Annotated in this window: 17 protein-coding genes; 10 read left to right on the forward strand and 7 right to left on the reverse strand. The window is 72.7% G+C overall.

From position 1 onward, the window contains the following. Window positions 1-13: 13 nt before the first annotated feature. From J4G33_RS06640 to J4G33_RS06650, 3 genes are all read left to right on the forward strand, one after another. Complete coding sequence (locus tag J4G33_RS06640; protein ID WP_208055130.1) at window positions 14-658, forward strand: DUF6318 family protein; 645 nt, start codon at window positions 14-16, stop codon at window positions 656-658. Window positions 659-1,125: 467 nt separating this feature from the next. Next, entirely contained in the window at window positions 1,126-1,581 is a 456-nt protein-coding gene (locus J4G33_RS06645) for a PKD domain-containing protein (protein WP_208055131.1), read from the forward strand. A 41-nt stretch (window positions 1,582-1,622) separates the two neighbouring features. Next, complete coding sequence (locus tag J4G33_RS06650; protein WP_208055132.1) at window positions 1,623-2,003, forward strand: DUF3817 domain-containing protein; 381 nt, start codon at window positions 1,623-1,625, stop codon at window positions 2,001-2,003. A gap of 66 nt (window positions 2,004-2,069) precedes the next feature. Here J4G33_RS06650 and J4G33_RS06655 read toward each other — a convergent pair whose 3' ends face one another. The 3 genes from J4G33_RS06655 to J4G33_RS06665 all read right to left on the reverse strand — a co-directional run bounded on the left by J4G33_RS06655 (window position 2,070) and on the right by J4G33_RS06665 (window position 4,622). Then, window positions 2,070-2,678, reverse strand: coding sequence for a class I SAM-dependent methyltransferase (locus J4G33_RS06655; RefSeq protein ID WP_208055133.1), 609 nt, complete (start codon window positions 2,676-2,678; stop codon window positions 2,070-2,072). Between the two features lie 155 nt (window positions 2,679-2,833). Next, entirely contained in the window at window positions 2,834-3,661 is an 828-nt protein-coding gene (locus J4G33_RS06660; protein ID WP_208055134.1) for a siderophore-interacting protein, read from the reverse strand. Window positions 3,662-3,752: 91 nt separating this feature from the next. Next, entirely contained in the window at window positions 3,753-4,622 is an 870-nt protein-coding gene (locus tag J4G33_RS06665) for a siderophore-interacting protein (RefSeq protein WP_208055135.1), read from the reverse strand. Window positions 4,623-4,729: 107 nt separating this feature from the next. On the opposite strand from J4G33_RS06665, the gene J4G33_RS06670 reads away from it, so the two are divergent. The 4 genes from J4G33_RS06670 to J4G33_RS06685 are packed head-to-tail and all read left to right on the forward strand — an operon-like array spanning window position 4,730 to window position 8,662. Beyond that, a complete protein-coding gene (locus J4G33_RS06670; RefSeq protein ID WP_208055136.1) occupies window positions 4,730-5,722 on the forward strand; it encodes a siderophore ABC transporter substrate-binding protein in 993 nt (330 codons plus the stop codon). Between the two features lie 12 nt (window positions 5,723-5,734). Then, complete coding sequence (locus J4G33_RS06675) at window positions 5,735-6,856, forward strand: ABC transporter permease (protein ID WP_208055137.1); 1,122 nt, start codon at window positions 5,735-5,737, stop codon at window positions 6,854-6,856. Further along, window positions 6,849-7,907 (forward strand): iron chelate uptake ABC transporter family permease subunit, encoded by a 1,059-nt coding sequence (locus tag J4G33_RS06680; RefSeq protein ID WP_243758645.1) that lies wholly within the window; start codon window positions 6,849-6,851, stop codon window positions 7,905-7,907. The genes J4G33_RS06675 and J4G33_RS06680 overlap by 8 nt, the downstream gene beginning before the upstream one ends. Beyond that, entirely contained in the window at window positions 7,904-8,662 is a 759-nt protein-coding gene (locus J4G33_RS06685) for an iron ABC transporter ATP-binding protein (protein WP_208055138.1), read from the forward strand. Before J4G33_RS06680 ends, J4G33_RS06685 begins: the two co-directional genes overlap by 4 nt. A 152-nt stretch (window positions 8,663-8,814) precedes the next feature. On the opposite strand, the gene J4G33_RS06690 is transcribed toward J4G33_RS06685, so the two are convergent. The 4 genes from J4G33_RS06690 to J4G33_RS06705 all read right to left on the reverse strand — a co-directional run bounded on the left by J4G33_RS06690 (window position 8,815) and on the right by J4G33_RS06705 (window position 15,827). Beyond that, window positions 8,815-9,294: a hypothetical protein gene (locus tag J4G33_RS06690; RefSeq protein ID WP_208055139.1), complete on the reverse strand. Its 480-nt coding sequence runs from the start codon at window positions 9,292-9,294 to the stop codon at window positions 8,815-8,817. A gap of 202 nt (window positions 9,295-9,496) precedes the next feature. Beyond that, complete coding sequence (locus J4G33_RS06695) at window positions 9,497-11,551, reverse strand: elongation factor G (RefSeq protein WP_208055140.1); 2,055 nt, start codon at window positions 11,549-11,551, stop codon at window positions 9,497-9,499. Window positions 11,552-11,785: 234 nt separating this feature from the next. After that, window positions 11,786-13,351, reverse strand: a complete 1,566-nt coding sequence (locus tag J4G33_RS06700) for a chitinase (RefSeq protein WP_208055141.1) — start codon at window positions 13,349-13,351, stop codon at window positions 11,786-11,788. Between the two features lie 52 nt (window positions 13,352-13,403). Continuing rightward, window positions 13,404-15,827 carry a glycosyltransferase family 2 protein gene (locus J4G33_RS06705; RefSeq protein WP_208055142.1) on the reverse strand — a complete coding sequence of 808 codons (2,424 nt, stop codon included), beginning with the start codon at window positions 15,825-15,827 and terminating at the stop codon, window positions 13,404-13,406. 140 nt (window positions 15,828-15,967) lie between these two features. Here J4G33_RS06705 and J4G33_RS06710 point away from each other — a divergent pair, with 140 nt between their 5' ends. The 3 genes from J4G33_RS06710 to J4G33_RS17065 are packed head-to-tail and all read left to right on the forward strand — an operon-like array spanning window position 15,968 to window position 19,999. Then, window positions 15,968-18,451, forward strand: coding sequence for a glycoside hydrolase family 94 protein (locus tag J4G33_RS06710; protein WP_208055143.1), 2,484 nt, complete (start codon window positions 15,968-15,970; stop codon window positions 18,449-18,451). Window positions 18,452-18,464: 13 nt separating this feature from the next. After that, window positions 18,465-19,397: an aldose epimerase family protein gene (locus tag J4G33_RS06715; RefSeq protein WP_208055144.1), complete on the forward strand. Its 933-nt coding sequence runs from the start codon at window positions 18,465-18,467 to the stop codon at window positions 19,395-19,397. A 44-nt stretch (window positions 19,398-19,441) separates the two neighbouring features. Then, window positions 19,442-19,999 carry a DUF4232 domain-containing protein gene (locus J4G33_RS17065; protein WP_208055145.1) on the forward strand — a complete coding sequence of 186 codons (558 nt, stop codon included), beginning with the start codon at window positions 19,442-19,444 and terminating at the stop codon, window positions 19,997-19,999. Window positions 20,000-20,016 lie beyond the last annotated feature (17 nt).

Below are 20,016 nucleotides of genomic sequence, written 5' to 3' on the forward strand. Positions count from 1 at the left end.
GGGTCCGGTGCCCATGGAGCAGGGGGAGGTTTGGGGCGGTCTGTCGCCTTCGGGCGGGGGCCGGCCGGTGCGGGGTGGCCGCCGCGCGGCGTCGTGGCTCGCGGGTGCCGCGGTGCTGGGCGCGCTGCTGACCGGGTGCAGCGAGGCTGAGCCCGAGCCGAGCCCGCCTCCGGTCACCGCGACACCCGCGCCGACGCCGAGCGAGACCCCCGAGGAGCTCGCCGCTCCCGAGCGCCCCGCCGAGATGGAACGCACCGACGAGGTCGGCGCGATGGCCGCGGCGGAGTACTTCATGGAGCTCTTCGCCTACGTCATGGCGACGGGAGACCTCGAGGAGTGGGACCGGGTCAGCGGTCAGACGTGCTCGTTCTGCGCGAACGTTCGCGAGGATGTGGACGCGACCTACTCGGAGGGCGGACGAATCGTCGGCGGAGGGGTCGAGGTTTCGTCGATCGAGGTTCTCCTGTTCGAGGAGACATTGGTCGCCTTCGCGGTTGAGGCTCAGTACCGGGTTGCGGCAGGCGCCGAAGAGGATGCCGACGGGACAGTGGTTCGCGAGCTCCCTGAGGAGAGCGGCTGGATCGTCCTCGATCTTGCCGAAGGGGTGCGGGGCTGGCAGATCCTGGAGGGCAGCACACACGACGAGAGCCAAGCGTGACTGGCTCGGTGGCAGTCGCCGCGTTCGCGGTGCTTGCGGTGGCGTTGGGCTTGGGCCCAGTCGGCTCGGTGGGACATGCCGGTTTCGACCGAGCAGCAGCGCAGGCCAAGCCTGCATCCTCCGATGACGGTTCGTGGCTCGATGCGAACTCCGGCGGCGGGTCCGTGCTTCTGCGAGGTGATCGCACGAGTCAGACCCCCGTCGCGGTTGCAGAGCCAGCTACTGCCTCGCGTCCCGCTTACGAGTATGCGCGTCGTCCGCTGCGCTTCTGCGGCACTGCCGACGCCTGGAGCAACGGGGCCCCGTGTGTCGATGGTGCACCGTCGGGGCAGTGGGTGCGGACCTGTGAGGACGGGTCGGTCGCTCTGGACCCTCTCTTCCGACGCGCGCTCGACGCGACAACGGGATCTCCCATCGGCGGGTGGGAGCGGGTGCCGGGTGACGAGGGGTGTCCGGAGGACCCGGAGGTGGCCGAGCCCGTGGTGCTGACGGTCGAGCAGTTCCGGGAGCTGCCGTTGGTGGCGTCGGCGATGGAGGTGCAGCCAGGGCATGGGCGGGCGTTGATCAACACCGACCTGATCGTGTTCACGGCCGGTGAGGCGCAGGAGCTGAGCACGACGGTGCTGGGGGTCCCGGTCGCGGTGCGGGCCACGCCGGCGCAGTTCAGCTGGGACTTCGGGGACGGGACGGTCCTGCAGACGGCCGATCCGGGGGCCGCGTACCCGGACCACACGGTGGCCCACGCATACCCCTCGACAGGGAGCTTCGTGGTGCAGCTGACCACGGAGTGGTCGGGCCAGTTCCAGGTCGACGGGTCGGGCACATGGTTGCCCGTCGGGGGGACCGCCACGACGGTGTCGCCGGCCTTCGAGGTCACGGTGGAGTCGGCGCGGGCCAGGCTCGTCGACGAGCCGCTGCCCTGACCTGGGTACCATCGCGGTCTCTCGGAAGGAGCCCCCGCCTGATGCCTGACGTCACGACCAGCCGCCTCGGCCGGGCCTTCAGCGTGGTCGCCCTCCTCGAGGCCGCCACCTGGGCCGGCCTCCTCATCGGCATGGTCCTCAAGCACGTCACCCGGACCACCGAGCTGGGCGTCCAGGTCTTCGGCCAGCTGCACGGGATCATGTTCTTGGTCTACGTCGTGGTCGCGCTGGTCGCTTCGTACCGGCTCCGCTGGGGTTGGTGGGTCACCGGCCTTGCCCTCGCAGCCGCCGTCCCACCGCTGACGACCATCCCGCTGGAGAGGTGGCTCCGGGCCCGCGGACTCGCTGGCCCGACGGCCATCCCTGGCGGCCACCTGGGCCGACGCGACACGGACGAGCGGGAACCAGCCGCCGTCGGCTGACCCCTGCCTCGCCCGACCGGCGTGCCGCCTGACGCGCGCGCCTCAGGTGGGGCGCACTCCGAGGCGTCAGCTACGACCTCGCAGGACCGCCACCAGGAAGTCCGAGCGCGGCCCGAACGGGCGCAGGTCCCAGGTCGACAGGGCGACGTCGAGCACCAGGCCCGCGCGCTCCGCGTCGGCGAAGAAGGCATCGAAGGCGTAGCCGCGCCCCGCGCCGAAGCCCACGACCGCACGGCCCTCCGGGGCCAGGTGCGCGGCGAACCGCCGCAGCACCTCCTCCTGCGAGCCGTCGGCCAGGAAGGTCATGACGTTGCCCGCGCACACGATCACGTCGAAGGGCTCCTCGACCCCTCGCGCCGGCAGGTCGAGCTCGGCGAGGTCTCCCACCAGCCAGCGCGGGCCCGGGTGGTCCGCCTCCGCAGCCTCGATCAGCACCGGGTCGACGTCGACGCCCACCACCGTGTGGCCGCGGGCCGCGAGCTCAGCCCCCACGCGGCCAGGGCCGCACCCGGCGTCGAGCACCCGCGACGCCCGCGGCACCATCGCATCGATCAGCCGCGCCTCGCCGGCCAGGTCGGCGCCCTCGGCCCGCATGCGGCGGAACCGTTCGACGTACCAGTGCGAGTGCTCGGGGTCGGCAGCGACCTTGGCTTCCCAACGGCTCGGCGAACGCATGCCCTTAGTCTGCGCCACCAGCGCCCCTCCACCCGACGAGTGGTCACTCCTCGTCGCTGCAGGCCCGTCGCGATGCGGCACCAAGTGACCACTCGACGCGCGGGGGGTGGCGGCGCGGGGAGAGGTGCGGGGAGGGTGCCCGGGGGCGCCCTCGGTCAGGCCTCGGGGGCCTTGTGGTCGAAGTTCGCGACGCCGTGGCGCCAGTAGCCGGTGAGGTTCATCGCGTCGCGGCTCATGCCGAGGGCCGTCATGTGCCCGCGGACGGCGCGGATGGTGGAGGCCTCGGCCCCGGCCCAGACCCAGCCGACGTCGCCCGTCTCGCCGACCTCGCCGGGCAGCCCCGCTGCGGCGATCGCGTCGGCGAGGGGTGAGCCCGTCCCACGCTCGAGGTCGCCCCGGTGCACCCAGGTGACCTCGACCCCCGGTCGGGTGGGCAGCGGGACCTCGTCCGCCGGTCCGTCGACCTCGACGAGCGCGTGGACCTGCCCGGGCCGCTCAGCGAGGCGTTCGAGCCAGTTGGTCAGGGCCGGCAGGCCGGCCTCGTCGGCGGCGAGGAGGTACCAGGGCCGGTCCATCGGCGGGATCTTCGAGGTCTTCGGGCCGTACACCCCCAGCTCGCGGCCGGGCTCCGCGGCGGCCGCCCATCGTCCGGCGGGCCCGTGCTGGTGGCTGGCCAGGTCGAGCACCATGGCGTCGTCCCCGGGGGTGTGGGTGCGGACCGTGTACTCGCGGCAGACGTAGCGAGGGTCGAAGCGGTCGGTGAAGCGGCCGTCGGCGAGGTCGGGCAGGGAGGGCGCGCCGTCGGGCTCCACGGGGAAGAAGACCTTGGCGTGGTCGGTCGGGCCGTGGCAGGCGAAGCCCTCGAGGTCCGGGCCGACCAGCTCGACGCGTCGCATGGTCGCGCTGAGGTCGACGACCCGCCGGACGGTGAGACGGCGCAGCCGCGCGTCCAGGGTGATGCGGTGGATCGAGGAGGAAGGCACGCCCGGAAGGCTACGGGAGTGTCTTCACCCTCGCTCTCACCCCGCGTCAGGTCCCCGTCTCGCGCCGTCACGCCGGAGGGCCGGCTCGGGGTCAGGCGTCCTCGGAGTGGTGGTCGAAGTTCGCCACGCCCCGGCGCCAGTAGCCGGTCATCGCGAAGGACTCGCGCCCCAGGCCCCGAGCCGACAGGTCCCGACGGATCGCGCGCACGGCGGTGGTCTCGGCCCCCGCCCAGGCCCACACCCGGCCGGGCTCGAGGTCCTGCACGCGGGCGACGGCGTCCGGCAGCAGGGTGGTCGTGCCGGGCTCGGCGGCCGAGCGGTGCAGCCAGGTGACCCGCGTGCGCTGACGCTCCGGGAGGGCGACGTGGTCCGCGGGGCGGTCGACCTCGACGAAGGCCTCGACCTCCGCCGAGGCGGGAAGTACGTCGAGCCAGTTGAGCAGGGCGGGCAGCCCGGTCTCGTCCGCGGCGAGCACGTAGCGTTCCCGGTCGGTCGGCGGGAGCATCGAGCCGCGGGGGCCCAGGACGCCGAGGGTCTGCCCCGGGCGCGCCTGCCCCGTCCACCGACCGGCCGGCCCGTGGGCGTGCACCACCATGTCGATCACCAGCCCGACGGCGGGGTCGAAGGTCCGCACCGTGTAGTCGCGGTGCAGCAGCCCGGGGGCGCCGTGGTTGACCCAGCGCCCGTCCTCGACCACGGGCAGGGCCAGGCCCTCGAGGCCGTCCAGGGCGGGGAGCGGGCCGGGGAAGAAGACCTTGACGTGGTCGGCCGGGCCCAGGGCGACGAAGCCCGTGAGGTCGGGGCCGTCGAGGGTGATGCGGCGCATCGAGCGGCTGAGCTCCTCGACCCGGGTCACCTCGAGGCGGCGGGCGACGAGAGGGTGGCCGACCCGACGGACGGCGGGCTCGGCGGCCGCGTCGGCCGGGGCGGTGCTGGCGGCGGGAGCCGTGGGTGCGGTCATGGGTCCTCGCTGAGACGGGCTTGCAGGGTCGGGGCGAAGTTAGGTTAACCTCACCTCGCTGCAGCAAGGTAAGCCTAACCTCAACCCCTGTGCTCGAACGGAGTCTCATGACCACGACCCGGACCCGATCCACCTCGACGACCGGCCTCCTGCGCCCCGTCGCCCTCGCTGCAGCTGCCGCCCTCGCCCTCGCCGGGTGCGCGGGGGACGCGGAGGAGACCACCACCGAGGCCGCCGCCGCCGAGACCGACGTCGAACCCGCCGAGGTCACCGTGACCCACGCGCAGGGGGAGACGACGGTCCCGGTCGACCCCGAGACCGTCCTGGTCTTCGACTTCGCGACCATCGACACCCTCGCCGCGATCGGCGTCGAGGTCGACGGGCTGCCCAAGTCCAACCTCCCAGGTGACCTCGCCGCCTACGACACCGAGGACTACCTCGACATCGGGACGCTCTTCGAGCCCGACTACGAGGCCGTCAACGCCGCCGAGCCCGACCTGATCATCGTCGCGGGCCGCTCCTCCGAGGCCCTGCCCGAGCTCTCGGCGATCGCCCCGACCATCGACCTCTCCAACGACTGGGAGGACTTCCGCGGCAGCATCGAGGAGAACGCCCGCACCCTGGGCCAGATCTTCGCCGCCGAGGCCGAGATCGAGGAGCTCATCACGGCCCTCGACGCCGACATCGAGACCACCCGCGAGGCCGCGGCCGACGCCGGCGAGGGCCTCATCGTGCTGACCAGCGGCGGGGAGGTCACCGCCTACGGACCCGGTTCGCGCTTCGGGTTCGTGCACGACGAGCTCGGCGTGACCCCCGCCGTCGAGGACGTCGAGGAGGCCACCCACGGCGAGGCCATCAGCTTCGAGTTCATCGCCGAGGCCGACCCCGACTGGCTCTTCGTCGTCGACCGCGACTCCGCGACGGGTGACGCCGGAGCCGCTGCCGCCGAGGTGCTCGACAACGAGCTCGTCGCCGAGACCACCGCGTGGCGCGAGGACAACGTCCTCTACGTCGACTCGGTCGACTGGTACATCGTCAACGGCGGCCTGGGCACCCTCCAGCGCATCACCGACGAGGTCGCGTCCGCGCTCGCGGGCTGACCCCGCCACCCCATGTCGCTCACCGCTCGATCAGCACCCCCCGCGTCCTCCCCGGTCGCGGGGGGTGCCGGTGCGTCCCAGCCCGACGACCCGCTCCGGCCCGACGACGGCGCCCGGTCCGCCCCGGCGCGCCCCCAGGCCTCCCTCGGCCCGGCCCGGCGGCGGTGGCTCGTGCTGGTCGCCGCGATGGTGCTGGCCCTGAGCGTGGTCAGCCTCTTCGTCGGGGTCTCCGAGGTCACCCCCCGCACCCTGTGGACGGCCCTGACCTCCTCGGACGACGACGGCCGCACCGCCATGGTGCTCGTCGTCTCGCGGGTGCCCCGCACCCTCGCGGTGCTCCTCGCCGGCGCGGCGATGGCCATCGCCGGGATGCTCATGCAGATGCTCGTGCGCAACCGCTTCGTCGAGCCCTCGACCGCGGGGACCGTCGAGTCGGCGGCCCTGGGCATCCTGGTGGTCACGGTCCTCGCCCCGGGCATGCCGCTGATCGGCAAGATGGGCGTGAGCGCCCTGTTCGCCCTGGCCGGCACCGCGCTGTTCCTGCGCGTCCTGCGGGCGATCCCGCTGCGCTCGGTGCTCGTCGTCCCCCTGGTCGGCCTGATGCTCGGCGGCGTGATCGGCGCGGTCACGACCTTCGTCGCCTACCGGCTCGACCTGCTGCAGACCCTCGGCACCTGGATGACCGGGGACTTCTCCGGGGTGCTGCGTGGGCGCTACGAGCTCCTCTGGCTGACCTTCGTCCTGACCGTCGTCGCCTACGTCGCCGCCGACAGGTTCACCGTGGCGGGGCTCGGCGAGGCCTTCACCACGAACCTCGGCCTCTCCTACCGCGCGGTGATGAACCTCGGGCTGGTGATCGTCTCCCTGGTGAGCGCCGTCGTCGTCGTGACCGTCGGGGCGATCCCCTTCCTCGGGCTGATCGTGCCCAACGTGGTCTCCCTGGTGCTGGGGGACAACATGCGCCGCACCGCCCCGTGGGTCGCTGTGCTCGGCGCGGGGTTCGTGCTCGTCTGCGACCTGCTCGGCCGCGTGGTGCGCTACCCGTACGAGGTGCCCGTGGGCGTCGTCGTCGGCGTCGTCGGCAGCGTGATCTTCCTGGTCCTGCTGCTGCGCAAGGGGGCCCGCGTTGCGTGACGTCGAGCTGGTCGAGACCCGCCCCGCCCCGGACCCGGCCCCCGGTCCCGCTCCAGACCCCGACCCCGGCCCGACGACGGCGCCCCGCGGCTGGCGGACCTGGCCGCGGCACCGGTGGGTCATGGCCGGGCTGGTGGTCGCCCTCGGGCTCGCGACCGTCGCGTTCATGACCCTCGAGGCGCGCGGGGCGTGGGGGTTCGTGCTGCCCTTCCGCGGCGTCCGCCTGCTCGCGCTGCTCCTGGTCGCGTACGCGATCGCCGTCTCGACGGTGCTCTTCCAGACCGTGACGGACAACCGCATCCTGACCCCCTCGATCATGGGCTTCGACGCCCTCTACGTGCTGCTCCAGACGGCCCTCCTGTTCGCCCTGGGGTCGGCGCGGCTGGCGGGGGTGGACCCGAACCTGCGGTTCGTCCTCGAGGTCGTGCTCATGGTCGGGTTCGCGGGGCTGCTGTTCCGCTGGCTGTTCACCGGGCAGCGGCGCAGCCTGCACCTGCTGCTGCTCGTCGGGATCATCCTCGGGGTGCTGTTCCGCAGCCTGTCGAGCTTCATGCAGCGGCTCATCGACCCGAACGAGTTCGCCGTCCTGCAGGACTCCTTCTTCGCGAGCTTCAACGCCGTCGACCCCACGCTCCTGGGCGCCGCGACCGTGATGGTGGCGGGGGTCTCGGTGCTCGCCTGGCAGGACCGGGAACGGCTCGACGTCCTGCTCCTCGGGCGGGACACCGCGACCATGCTCGGCGTGGACCACCGGCGTGTGGTGACCCGGGTGCTCGTCGTCGTCGCCGTGCTCGTCTCGGTCTCGACCGCGCTGGTGGGTCCGGTGACCTTCTTCGGGCTGCTGGTCGCGAACCTCGCCTACCTGCTGGCCGGCACCCACCGGCACCGCGCCGTCGTGCCCGTGGCCGTCCTGCTCGGCGCGCTGTGCCTGGTCGGTGGTCAGACCGTGCTCGAGCGGGTCTTCTCCCTGGACACCGCGCTCAGCGTCATCATCGACTTCCTCGGAGGGCTCGTGCTCATCGTCCTGCTGCTGCGAGGGGGGCGACGATGATCGAGGTCACCGGCGCCACCAAGGCCTACGGCACGGTGCGCGTGGTCGACGAGGTCGACCTGCGGCTGCCGCGCGGGGGGATCACCTCGATCATCGGGCCCAACGGCGCGGGCAAGTCGACCCTGCTGTCGATGATGAGCCGGCTGCTGCCGATGGACGCCGGGTCGGCGACGGTCGACGGTCTCGACGTGACCCGCACCCCGGGGGACGTGCTGGCCCGACGCCTGGCGACCCTGCGGCAGGACAACCACCTCACCGCCCGGCTGACCGTGCGGGACCTGGTCACCTTCGGACGGTTCCCCTGGTCGAAGGGCCGGCCCACCCTCGAGGACGCCGAGCACGTGGCCCGCTCCCTGGACTTCCTCGAGCTCGCGCCCTTCGCGGACCGGTTCCTCGACGAGCTCTCGGGCGGGCAGCGGCAGCGGGCCTTCGTCGCGATGGTGCTGTGCCAGGACACCGACTACGTGCTGCTCGACGAGCCGCTCAACAACCTGGACCTGCGCCACGCGGTGGCCATGATGCGGTTGCTGCGCCGGGCCGCCGACGAGCTGGGGCGGACGATCGTCGTCGTGCTGCACGACATCAACTTCGCGGCCCGCTACTCCGACCACGTGGTGGCCATGCGGGACGGGGTGGTCGCCTACCAGGGCACCCCCGACGAGATCATCCGCACCGAGGTGCTGCGCGCGGTCTACGAGGTCGAGGTCGTCGTGCACCAGCTCGGCGGCCGCCCCGTCGCCGTCTGCACCGGCTGACCCGCCCACCTCGTTGTCAGAAGCGCTCTCGTGTCAGAAGCTGGGGTACCCAGGGGTATCTGAGGTTCTGACACGAGATGGGCCCGATCTCGTGTCAGAAGGTGGGGTACCTAGGGGTATGCCAGGTTCTGACACGAGGTTGTGGGGGTGGGTCAGTCGTCGTCCTGGCAGAGCTCGGCGGTGACCTGCCCGTCCTCGAGCTCGACCTCGAGGTCCAGCTCGACCCCCTCGCGACGGAACTCGACCTCGACGTCGTCCCCGTCCGCGTCGGTCACCTCGTGCTCCCAGCCGGCAGCCGGGCTGATGCCGCCCACGATCAGGCGGTCGCCCTCGACGCCGATGGTCGCGGTCCCGGCGTCGGCCACGGTGTAGATGCCGTCCTCCGGCACCTCGAGGGTGACGCACTCCCCCGGGGCGGGGCTGGGTCCAGCACCGGGCACGGCGCCCTGGCCCTCGTCGTCGGTGGCGCCCTCCTCACCCTCGACGGCATCACCCTCGGTCGGGTTCTCGGTGGAGGTGTCGGTGCCGTCGACCGTCGCGCCGTCGATCTCGACGTCGTCGGGGGCGTCGGCGCTGCAGGCCGTCAACGCCAGGGCGGCGGCGCAGGTCAGGGCGGCAAGGCGGCGGTGCATGGGGACTCCGGGTGCTCGGGGGACGCGTCGCCCCGAGCACACCACGCGCCCGCCCGATCGGCATCCGGAACCTCGTGTCAGAACCTGGAGTACCCAGGGGTATCCGAGGTTCTGACACGAGGCCTGAGCGATCTCGCGTCAGAGGCTGGAGTACCTAGAGGTATCCAGGGTTCTGACACGAGAGGGGTGTGGGGGGCCGGGGTCAGGGGGTCAGGGCGGGGGTCGGGGCGGGGGCGTAGTGGGCGGGGGTCGCGGTGAAGGCACCGCGGCCGCCGGTGAGGGACCGCAGGTCGAGCACGTAGCGCGCGAGCTCGGCCTCGGGGACCAGGGCCTGGATGCGGCAGCGGCCGTCGGGCAGCAGGTCCGAGCCGCTGATCCGTCCGCGCCGTCCCGACAGGTCGCCCAGCACCTCGCCCTGGAGGTCGTTCGGCACCGTGACCTCGACCTCGTGCACCGGCTCGAGCAGCACCGTGCCGGCCCGGGTCAGGGCCTCGCGCACCCCGTTCCCGGCGGCGGTCCGGAAGGCCATGTCCGAGGAGTCCACCGCGTGGTGCTTGCCGTCGTAGCACTCGACGACCACGTCGACCACGGGGTAGCCGTGCGGTCCGCCGGCCGCCAGCGCCTCCATGACCCCGCGCTCGACGGCCGGCAGGAAGTGCCGCGGTACGGCCCCGCCGACCACCGAGTCCACGAAAGCGTTGCCCGCCCCGGGCTCCGCGGGCCGCACCCGCAGCTGCACGACGGCGAACTGCCCGTGCCCACCCGACTGCTTCTTGACCTTGCCCTCGGCCTGCGCCGCCCCCGCGATCGTCTCCCGGTAGGCCACCCGCACCGGCTCGGTCGTGACCTGCACCCCGAGCTTGCGCGCGAGCCGCTCGACCGCGACGGCGAGGTGCAGGTCGCCGAGCCCGCGCAGCACGGTCTGGACCGGTCGCACGTCCACGACCCGGTCGACGACGAGGGTCGGGTCCTCGGCGCACAGCCGCTGCAGGGCACCGGCGAGCTTGTCGTCGTCGGACTGGGTGACCGGCACCAGGGACAGCGCGTACGAGGCCGGACGGCGCGGGGGAGCGGGCAGCCGGACGGGGCGTCCACGCACGGCGAGCAGCGACCCGCTCGGCGAGTCGGCGAGCTTGGCCACGGCGGCGACCTCCCCGGCGGGCACCACCTGGACCGGCAGGTGCTCGGTGCCGCGCAGCCGGAACAGGCCGTGCAGCCGCTCCTCGTGCCCCGTGGTGGTGTTGACCAGCCGGTCGTCGTGACGCACGGTGCCGCTCAGGACGCGGAACACGGACACCTGTCCGACGAAGGGGTCGGTCACGGTGCGGAACACGTGCACGAGCGGCTCGCCGTCGGGGTCGGGGACCACCTCGAGGGAGGTGCCGCCCATCTCGACCTCGACCGGGCGTGGCGCCGGCCCGAGCTCGCCGATGAGGTCCGCGAGCCGGTCGATCCCCACGCCGGTGGTCCCCGAGCCGACCAGCACGGGGAAGGCCACGCCGTCGAGCACCTCGTGGGCGAGGGTCCGCTCGAGGTCTGCCGCGCTGGGCACCTCCCCGGTCAGGTAGCGCTCGAGCTGCTCGTCGTCCCCCGAGACGATCTCCTCGGTGACCTGCTCGTGCAGGGCGCGCTCCTCGACCGCGACGTCCTCGGGCAGGGGCTCGACGTGGTGGCTGCCGTCGGCGTCGTAGGCGAAGCCCTGGTCCGAGAGCACGTCGGCCACCCCGCGGAAGGCCTCCTCCTCCCCCAGGGGCAGCTCGAGGCAGACCAGGCCAGGCCCGACGGCGGCCTCCAGCTGCGCGAGCACGCGGTGGAAGTCGGCCCGCGGCTTGTCCTCCTTGGTGATGAAGACCAGCCGCGGCACCCCGGCCTCGGCGCAGCGGCGCCACACCGCCTCGGTGCCCACCTCGACGCCGTCGACCGCGCTCACCACGACCACCGCGAGGTCTGCGACGGCCAGGGCTGCGTCGACCCCGCCGGCGAAGTCCGCGTAGCCCGGGGTGTCGATCAGGGTGATGGCGTAGGTCTGGCCGTCGGTGGCCGTCCAGTCGAAGGGGGCGACCGCGGGGGTCAGGGACATGGCCCGGCGGATCTCCTCGGGGTCGGTGTCGCACACCGTGGTGCCGTCCTCGACGCGCCCGGCCCGGGGGATCACGCCTGCCCGGTGCAGCAGCGCCTCGGCCACCGTGGTCTTGCCGGCCCCGCTGTGGCCGACCAGGGCCACGGTGCGGATCCTCGGCGTCGTCGCCTGGTCCATGACGGATCTCCCTCGTCGGAGTGGCCCTTGGACGAAGGCTAGCCACCCGGCGCCCGTCCCGACAGGACCAACGACCGTTCCCCCTCCCCACCCTCGTGTCAGACCCTCAGGTGCCCAGGGGTATCCGAGGTTCTGACACGAGGTGAGCGCCATCTCGTGTCAGAAGCCCAGGTACCCAGGGGTATCCCAGGTTCTGACACGAGAGGAGGGGGAGGGGGCGGGGGTGGGGTGGGGTCAGGCTCCGGGGTGGATGAGGACCCAGGGGGATCCGCCCTGGACGGGGGTGCCGGGCTCCTGGCCCTGGGACCACCACTTGGCCTCGTAGGGCACGCCGTCGAGCAGCACGCGGGTCCCTGCGGTGTACGGCTCCTCGGGGTCCCACGCGGGGTAGGTGCCCTCGGGCAGGGTGGGCAGCGGCGCGGGGGTGTCCCCGGGGAGCACGGGCCCGACCAGGGTCCACGGTGCGTCCCCGCCGGCCCCGGCCGCCCCTGGCGTCACGCCCGAGGTCCAGTACCGGGCCTGGTACACCTGCTTCTGCCAGACGATCTTGGTGCCGCCCGGGTAGGTGCCCAGCGGGTCCCAGATGGGGAAGGGGCTGGTCTCCGGGTCGTCGACGACCTCCCCGGCCGGACCGGTCGACGGCGCCGGCACGACGGCGGGGCTCGCGCTCGGCGCGCTCTCGGGGGCGGGCACGGCGGGCCTCGAGGCGAGGTCCGCCGAGAGCACCTCGGCGAACCTCGAGGCCCCCTGGTCGATCCCGCTGCACGAGGTCTGCACCACCGTGAGGACCGTGGGCAGCGGGGCCGTGCAGGTCGAGTCGCGGTTGAGGGACCACATGGCCACCTGCCCGACGGCGACGTCCTGCGCGAACTGGTTGACCACCTCGGCGTCCTCGACCGTGAACACCTCGGTGGCGACGTCGCTCTGGCCGATCATCGGCGTGATGCCGACCTTGGCCCACGCGTCGTTCTCGCTGAGGCTCTGCCCGGCGTCGGCGAACGCGGCCCGCACCTGGCCGTGCAGGGCCTTCGACGCCTCGACCACGACGTCGGACAACGGGGCGGACTCGCTGGTCACGACGCCGAAGTCCATCGTCATGCCGTTGACCCCGGCGACGTCGACCCCTGCCGCGAGCATGGTGGTCACGGCTGCGAGGCCCTCCGCCGTCAGACCCGTGGGCGCGACGGGCAGGGTGAGCCACACCGCGAGGGACTCGTCGGCCGCTGCGGCCTCCTCCTGGATCTGCCGGATGGCCTCGGCGCGGCGCTCGGACCCCTCGACGTCCTGCAGGGTCGCTCCCTCGAGGTCGAGGTCGATGCTGGTGAGCTCGTAGCGGTCGATGACCTCCTGGTAGGCGTCGACCAGGTCCTCGGTGTCGGTGCAGGCCGTGCCCAGCTCCGTGCCGAGCTGCCCACCGAAGGAGACCCGGGCCTGGCCCCCGGTCAGCCGCAGCTGGGAGACGCGACGGTCGAGCTCGATCTCCGAGGCGGCCTCGTCGAGGGAGTAGTACCCGCCCCAGCTCGGGGCGCACCCGCGCTCGGGGTCGGCGACCACGAAGGACAGGACGACGTTGGCCTCCTCGGGCCCGCTCGGCGTCTCGAAGGGGTAGGGCGGCCAGGCGGTGACGTCCACGTAGGCCGCGAAGACGGCGGGGTCGGGCTCGTCGAGCTGGGTGACCGCGGCCGAGACCGTGCGGTACCCGCCCCAGCTCACCGCGACGGTGCAGACCAGGACGACGAGCACGCGCAGCCAGGAGATGCGGGTGCGGGGGCGCTGGGGGGCGAGGGCGGGAGTGCTCATCGGGGGTGCCGGTCCTGTCAGGGGGAGGTCAGGGGGACGAGGAGGGGCGGCCTCAGGTGCGCTGGCGGGCGCGGGTGTCCCCGCGTCGGGGCAGCGGGGCCGAGGTGATCGCGACCTTGGGGCGCGCGTCGGGGGCGGTCTCGTGGTCGGGACCGAAGTACAGCACCGCCTCCCAGTCCACCGGCGGCGGGCCCTCCGGGGCGGCGTCCTCGGCCTTGTTGCGGCGCGGGCGCTCCGTGGCGGGCACGCGCACCCAGTGCGCCATCCCGAGCACGACGTCGACGATCGAGTTGCGCACCCCGATGAACGCGACGATCGCGTAGGTCGTGAGCACGCCGTTGACCAGGGCGAAGGTGCCGTTGGTCCAGTTCCGGTCGATCACGTCGTTCGCGAGGGTCCAGAAGGAGAACAGGGCGATGAGGTAGGCCGCGAGCACGTACAGCGCGGGGGCGGCCGTGCGGTTGCTGACCTTGGGGGTCCGCGCGAAGGCGATCTTGGACTTGGCCGCGGCCTGCTGCAGGGACTTGAGGGTCCCGGCCAGGTTGACCGGCAGCAGCACCAGGTTGAAGGCGTAGACGCGGAAGACGTCGGTCCGCTTGTAGCCCAGGCGCTTGAAGTCCGAGCTCATCGCGACGAAGTACGGCGCCGCCGCCGCGACGATCAGCGGGCTGAGCAGCTGGTCGTCGAAGGGGAACACGAGCAGGAACACCAGGCCGATGCTCGCCCAGCAGATCGAGGCCATGTAGTTGAAGCGCAGGGCGACCGCGGCGCGGGGCACGCGGTGCCCGGCCTTGCGCTCGCGGCGCGCGTACCGGAAGAACTTGGGGGCGATCAGCAACCCGCCGTTCGCCCACCGGGCACGCTGCACGACCAGGGAGCCGAAGTCCGGCGGGGTCGCGCTGTAGCTCAGGCGCTCGGGGTAGTTGAACAGGGTCCAGCCGTGGGCGATGAGGTCGATGCTCGACTCGGTGTCCTCGATGACGGTGCGGTCCTGGACGTAGCGCCGCACCTCCTGGCCACCCACGTAGGAGACCTCGACGATGTCGTCCAGGGCCACCTTGCGGATCACCGCGTTGGCGCCCACCCAGAAGGTCGCCCCGAAGTAGGTGAGCCCCTGGTGGAGGATGTGCTGGATGTCGGTCGTGGCCCCGGCGATCCGCTCGAGGCGGGTGGTGGCGCCGCGGAAGGCGGCGTACGGGGTCTGGGTCACGGCGATGCGCTCGTTGCCGGGCAGCTCGAGGTGGTGCACCAGGCGCAGGCAGTACTCGCGCAGCAGCACGCTGTCGGCGTCGAGGGTCAGCAGGTAGTCGCTGTCGGGGATCTCCCAGCCGTCCTCGTCGGTGGTGTCGCGCAGCACCAGGCCCATGCGGGTCTCGATCTGACGGACCCGGCGGCCCATGAGCCCGATGTAGGCGTTGAGGTTCATCGCCTTGTTGGCGTCGTGCGGCAGGTGGGCGTAGGTCTTGCGCTCGAAGGAGCTCACCTCGGCCTCGAAGGTCCACACCAGACGGCGGCACAGCTGGCTGAGGCGCTCGGCCGGCACCATGGCGCCGTTGTCCAGGGCGCCGAACAGGGCCTTGGCGGTGATCTCGAAGTCCAGCGCGAGGCCGCCGAGCACCTCGTCGGCGAGGAAGTCGTCGGCGTGGGAGGCACGCGGGTAGGCGGTGGCCTGGTCGCGCAGCCACTGGGCGGCCCAGACGAAGTCCTTGGCGAGGGCGCGCAGGTCGTCGGTCGAGCTGGCGCCTCCCTCGGCCGCGGCGGCCTCGTGGACGCGCAACGAGGCCGAGAACCGTGCGTGGGGCTCGCTCAGCAGGGCCATGATCTCGCCCGGCAGGGCGCGGCAGCCCGCGAGGCTCTCGGCGGCGGCGGCGTCCCCGGGGTTCGGCGGGTCGTCCAGCAGCAGCACGACGCGCAGGCCCGGGTACTCCTGGAGCACCGCCGAGAGCAGGGTCGAGCGGACGACGGCGGGGTCCTCGCAGTAGGAGGGGACGAGCACCGTCATGCTCGGCCGGGTCTCGGCCATGAAGGCGTCGATCTCGGCCCGGGGGACGCGCACGTGCCCGCGGGACCGGTACAGGGCGCCCTGACGGGCGAGCAGGTAGTTGAAGGCCGAGAACGTCAGCAGGCTCATGACCAGCACGTACGCGATGGTCTGGCCGAGGAACCGGCTGTCGTGGACGCCGTTGTCGATGAGGTGACCGACGACGGTCTGCGCGATGTAGACCGCCCAGGCCGTGACGGTGAGCACCAGGGCCAGGCCGCCGAGCCAGGTCGAGGAGGGCCGGGCGGGCCGGTCGATCACGGGCAGCGGCGGCCGGGGCTTCTCGGCCCCCCACTGCCGGCGCGGGCGCTGGGGCGGGGTGGCCGGGGCCGGGCCGCCCAGGGTCGCGGGGTCGACCTCACCGCGCGGGGTCGGGATGATCCCGTGCGTGCCCTCGGGGTGCTCGGTCCGTCGCACATCGTCTGTCGTGGTCATCCCATGCCTTATCGGGACGTGACGGACGGCCCTTGACCCGGCAGCGGGTGAAAGATGCTTGGTCCCGCCTGCCTGCTCGGGTATGGTTGAGCGGCCGTGGGAGCGCTCCCGCCCCGCGGGGTTCCACGAGAGGCAGCACCATGCGTTACGGGCACTTCGACGACGAGACCCGCGAGTACGTCATCACGACGCCGCACACCCCCTACCCGTGGATCAACTACCTGGGCTCGGAGCAGTTCTTCTCGCTGATCTCCCACCAGGCCGGGGGCTACTCGTTCTACCGCGACGCGAAGATGCGCCGGCTGACCCGCTACCGCTACAACAACGTGCCCACCGACGAGGGCGGTCGCTACCTCTACGTCAACGACGGCGGGGACCTGTGGACCCCGTCCTGGACCCCGGTCAAGGCCGAGCTCGACCACTTCGAGACCCGCCACGGCCTGGGCTACACCCGCATCACGGGCGAGCGGCGCGGGGTCCGCGTCGAGTCGCTGTTCTTCGTGCCGATGGGCGAGGACGCCGAGGTGCAGAAGGTCACGGTCACCAACACCTCCGACGGGCCCAAGTCCCTCGACCTGTTCAGCTACGTCGAGTTCTGCCTGTGGAACGCCCAGGACGACCAGACCAACTACCAGCGCAACCTGTCGATCGGCGAGGTCGAGGTCGAGCCCGAGGGCCCGCACGGCACCGCGATCTACCACCGCACCGAGTACCGCGAGCGCCGCGACCACTACGCCGTCTACGGGGTCAACACCCGGGCCGCGGGCTTCGACACCGACCGCGAGACCTTCCTCGGCGGGGTGTACCGCGGGCTGGCCGACCCTGAGGTGCCGCTGCGGGGGAAGGCCGCCAACTCGGTCGCGAGCGGCTGGTACCCGATCGGCTCGCACCACCTGCACGTGGACCTCGCGCCGGGGGAGTCCCGCACGGTGACCTTCGTGCTCGGCTACCTCGAGAACCCGCAGGACCAGAAGTGGGCCGACGACGAGCACCAGGTCGTCAACAAGGAGCGCGCCCACGCGCTGCTGGGCCGGTTCGCGACCACCGAGCAGGTCGACGCGGCCTTCGCACGGCTGGGCGAGCACTGGGCCGGGCTGCTGTCGACGTACTCGGTCTCCTCGAGCGACGAGAAGCTCGACCGCATGGTCAACGTGTGGAACCAGTACCAGTGCATGGTGACCTTCAACATGTCCCGCTCGGCCTCGTACTTCGAGACGGGCATCGGCCGGGGCATGGGCTTCCGCGACTCCAACCAGGACCTGCTGGGCTTCGTGCACCTGGTTCCTGAGCGCGCCCGGGAGCGCATCCTGGACATCGCGGCCACCCAGTTCCCCGACGGCAGCGCGTACCACCAGTACCAGCCGCTGACCAAGCGCGGGAACAACGACGTCGGCTCGGGGTTCAACGACGACCCGCTGTGGCTGATCGCCGGGGTCGCGGGCTACGTCAAGGAGACCGGCGACTGGGGGATCCTCGACGAGCAGGTCCCCTTCGACAACGACCCGGCCCTGGCCGACTCGCTGTTCGAGCACCTGACGCGTTCCTTCCGCTACACGGTCGACCACCGCGGACCGCACGGCCTGCCCCTCATCGGGCGCGCGGACTGGAACGACTGCCTCAACCTCAACTGCTTCTCGAGCGAGCCGGGCGAGTCCTTCCAGACCACCGAGAACAAGGGCGGCGGCGCGGCCGAGTCGGTGTTCATCGCGGCGCAGTTCGTCCTCTACGGGGCCGAGTACGCCGAGCTGGCCGAGCGTCGCGGACTGACCGAGGTCGCCGCCGAGGCGCGGGCCGCGGTCGAGGAGATGCGCGCCGCGGTCCTCGAGCACGCCTGGGACGGTCGCTGGTTCCTGCGGGCCTACGACTACTTCGGCAACAAGATCGGCACCGACGAGCACGACGAGGGCAAGATCTGGATCGAGCCCCAGGGCTTCGCGGTGATGGCCGGCATCGGCGTCGAGCGCCCCGAGGGCCAGGCCGACGGCGTGGCCTCAGGCCCGGCGGTGCAGGCCCTGGACGCGGTCAACGAGCTCCTCGCGACCGACCACGGCATGGTGCTGCAGTACCCGGCGTACACCACGTACCGGATCGAGCTGGGCGAGGTCTCGACCTACCCGCCGGGGTACAAGGAGAACGGCGGGATCTTCTGCCACAACAACCCGTGGGTCATCATCGGCGAGACGGTGCTGGGCCGCGGGGGGCGGGCCTTCGACTACTACAAGCGGATCACCCCGGCCTACCGCGAGGAGATCAGCGACGTCCACCGCCTCGAGCCGTACGTGTACGCCCAGATGATCGCGGGCAAGCAGGCCGTGCGGCACGGGGAGGCCAAGAACTCCTGGCTCACCGGCACCGCGGCGTGGAACTTCGTCACCGTGAGCCAGCACCTGCTGGGGGTGCGGCCCGGGTACGAGGGGCTCGTGGTCGACCCGCAGATCGGCCCCGAGGTCCCGGAGTTCACCGTGCGGCGCGTGGCCCGGGGCGCGACCTACGAGATCACGGTCGTGAACTCGGGGGCCGACGGCGCCCGGGCCCGCCTGACGGTCGACGGCACCGAGATCGAGGGCAACGAGGTCCCCTACGCCGCACCTGGGGCCACGGTCCGTGTGACCGCGCGGCTCTGAGGGGGAGGACGCCGTGGCGCCGGCCCGCCCCGAGGTCCTGACCGTCGGCAACGACCACTGGCGGCTCGGGGTGCTGCCCGGGACGGGGGCCTCGCTGGCCTTCGGGCAGGTGCGGCTCGGGGACCGGTGGGTGGACCTGCTGCGCCCGACCCGTCCTGAGGGGCTGCGCCGGTACCCGCGCTGCGCGAGCTACGTGCTGGTGCCCTTCTCGAACCGGGTGCGCGACGGCCTGCTGCGGGACGGGGACCGTTCCTGGCAGCTGCGGCCCAACTCCCCGGACGGGACGGCGATCCACGGCGCGGCGCACGAGTGGCCCTGGCAGGTCGCCGACAAGAGCGCCGAGTCCGTCACGCTGACCTTCGACGCCACGGCCGTGGTGGGGGTCAACTTCCCCTGGGCCTTCCGCGCGGAGGTGACCTACGCCGTCGTCGGCCCGCGGGTCGTGGTGCGCACCGTGGTGACCAACGCCGACGGCGAGACCTTCCCGGCGGGGTTCGGGCACCACCCCTTCTTCCGGCGCGGGCTCCTGGACCCCGAGGTCAGCGAGATCGAGCTCGAGCTGCCCTTCGACAGCGCCTACCCCCTCGAGCGGGGCATGGCCACAGGGCCGGCCGGGCCGCTGCCGGCGGCCCTGGACCACCGCAGCCTGCGCCCCCTCGGCGAGGTGCCCCTCGACGACTGCCTGACCGGGCGTCGCGGGGCGGACCCGGTGCGGATGGCGTGGCCGCGGTCCGGGGTGGAGGTGCAGATGCACGCCGACGACGTGTTCTCCCACCTGGTGGTCTACGCCCCGCGCGGCAGGCCCTTCGTCGCCGTCGAGCCGGTCAGCAACGCCAACGACGCGTTCACCCTCCGGGCCGACGGCGTGCCCGGCCACGGTCTGGTCGAGCTGGCGCCGGGGGAGAGCCGCTCGGGCGAGATCAGCCTGGCCCTCGCCACCGGCTGAGACCGAGCGTGGCGCCCGGGTGACGGACCTGGGACAGTGCACCCGTGACGACCGTGAGGACCGCCCTGAGATCGCGCCGCGGTGCCCTGGTCGCTGTCGCCCTCGGCGTGGCCTTCCTCCTCGGGGTGGCGGCGTGGGCGGTGGCGGCACCCCGGCTCGAGGCCGAGGGCGCCGGCGAGCGCCAGGTGCTCGGAGGGATCACCGTGAGTGCCGACGAGGAGATCGTCGATACCGACGAGGTCGCCGGGACCAACATGACCGGCGTGCACGTCACGAACCGTGGCCGGACGAGGATCGAGCTGAGCGGGCCTCGGGTGGTCGAGGTCGACGACGGGCTCGACGTGAGTGTCGAGCTGCGTCCGGCCTCCTCGGAGCGCGCCGTCGAGAGCGTCGTCCTCGGGCCGGGGGAGCACGCGCAGATCTGGTTCGGGCTGAGCCAGCGCCAGTGCGGATGGGGCGGCACGACGGTCGAGCGTGCCGTCCGGGGGGTCGAGGTCGACGTGACCTCCTGGGCCGGCACGACGACCCGGACGCTGGACGTCGAGCTCGCCTCGTGGTTCGCCGTCGAGCCCCCCGGCGAGCTGCCCGTCTGCGAGGGCTGAGACCTCAGGGGCGCGGG

Origin of the sequence: Actinotalea soli (assembly GCF_017565425.1) — a bacterium.
GTDB classification, from domain to species: Bacteria; Actinomycetota; Actinomycetes; order Actinomycetales; family Cellulomonadaceae; genus Actinotalea; species Actinotalea soli.

Excerpts from the sequence above, each read along its gene's own strand:
- J4G33_RS06640 (WP_208055130.1), top strand. The coding sequence starts at position 14 with ATGGAGCAGGGGGAGGTTTGGGGCGGTCTGTCGCCTTCGGGCGGGGGC.
- J4G33_RS06650 (WP_208055132.1), top strand. The coding sequence starts at position 1,623 with ATGCCTGACGTCACGACCAGCCGCCTCGGCCGGGCCTTCAGCGTGGTC.
- J4G33_RS06655 (WP_208055133.1), bottom strand. The coding sequence starts at position 2,678 with ATGCGTTCGCCGAGCCGTTGGGAAGCCAAGGTCGCTGCCGACCCCGAG.
- J4G33_RS06665 (WP_208055135.1), bottom strand. The coding sequence starts at position 4,622 with ATGACCGCACCCACGGCTCCCGCCGCCAGCACCGCCCCGGCCGACGCG.
- J4G33_RS06670 (WP_208055136.1), top strand. The coding sequence starts at position 4,730 with ATGACCACGACCCGGACCCGATCCACCTCGACGACCGGCCTCCTGCGC.
- J4G33_RS06675 (WP_208055137.1), top strand. The coding sequence starts at position 5,735 with ATGTCGCTCACCGCTCGATCAGCACCCCCCGCGTCCTCCCCGGTCGCG.
- J4G33_RS06685 (WP_208055138.1), top strand. The coding sequence starts at position 7,904 with ATGATCGAGGTCACCGGCGCCACCAAGGCCTACGGCACGGTGCGCGTG.
- J4G33_RS06690 (WP_208055139.1), bottom strand. The coding sequence starts at position 9,294 with ATGCACCGCCGCCTTGCCGCCCTGACCTGCGCCGCCGCCCTGGCGTTG.
- J4G33_RS06695 (WP_208055140.1), bottom strand. The coding sequence starts at position 11,551 with ATGGACCAGGCGACGACGCCGAGGATCCGCACCGTGGCCCTGGTCGGC.
- J4G33_RS06700 (WP_208055141.1), bottom strand. The coding sequence starts at position 13,351 with ATGAGCACTCCCGCCCTCGCCCCCCAGCGCCCCCGCACCCGCATCTCC.
- J4G33_RS06705 (WP_208055142.1), bottom strand. The coding sequence starts at position 15,827 with ATGACCACGACAGACGATGTGCGACGGACCGAGCACCCCGAGGGCACG.
- J4G33_RS06710 (WP_208055143.1), top strand. The coding sequence starts at position 15,968 with ATGCGTTACGGGCACTTCGACGACGAGACCCGCGAGTACGTCATCACG.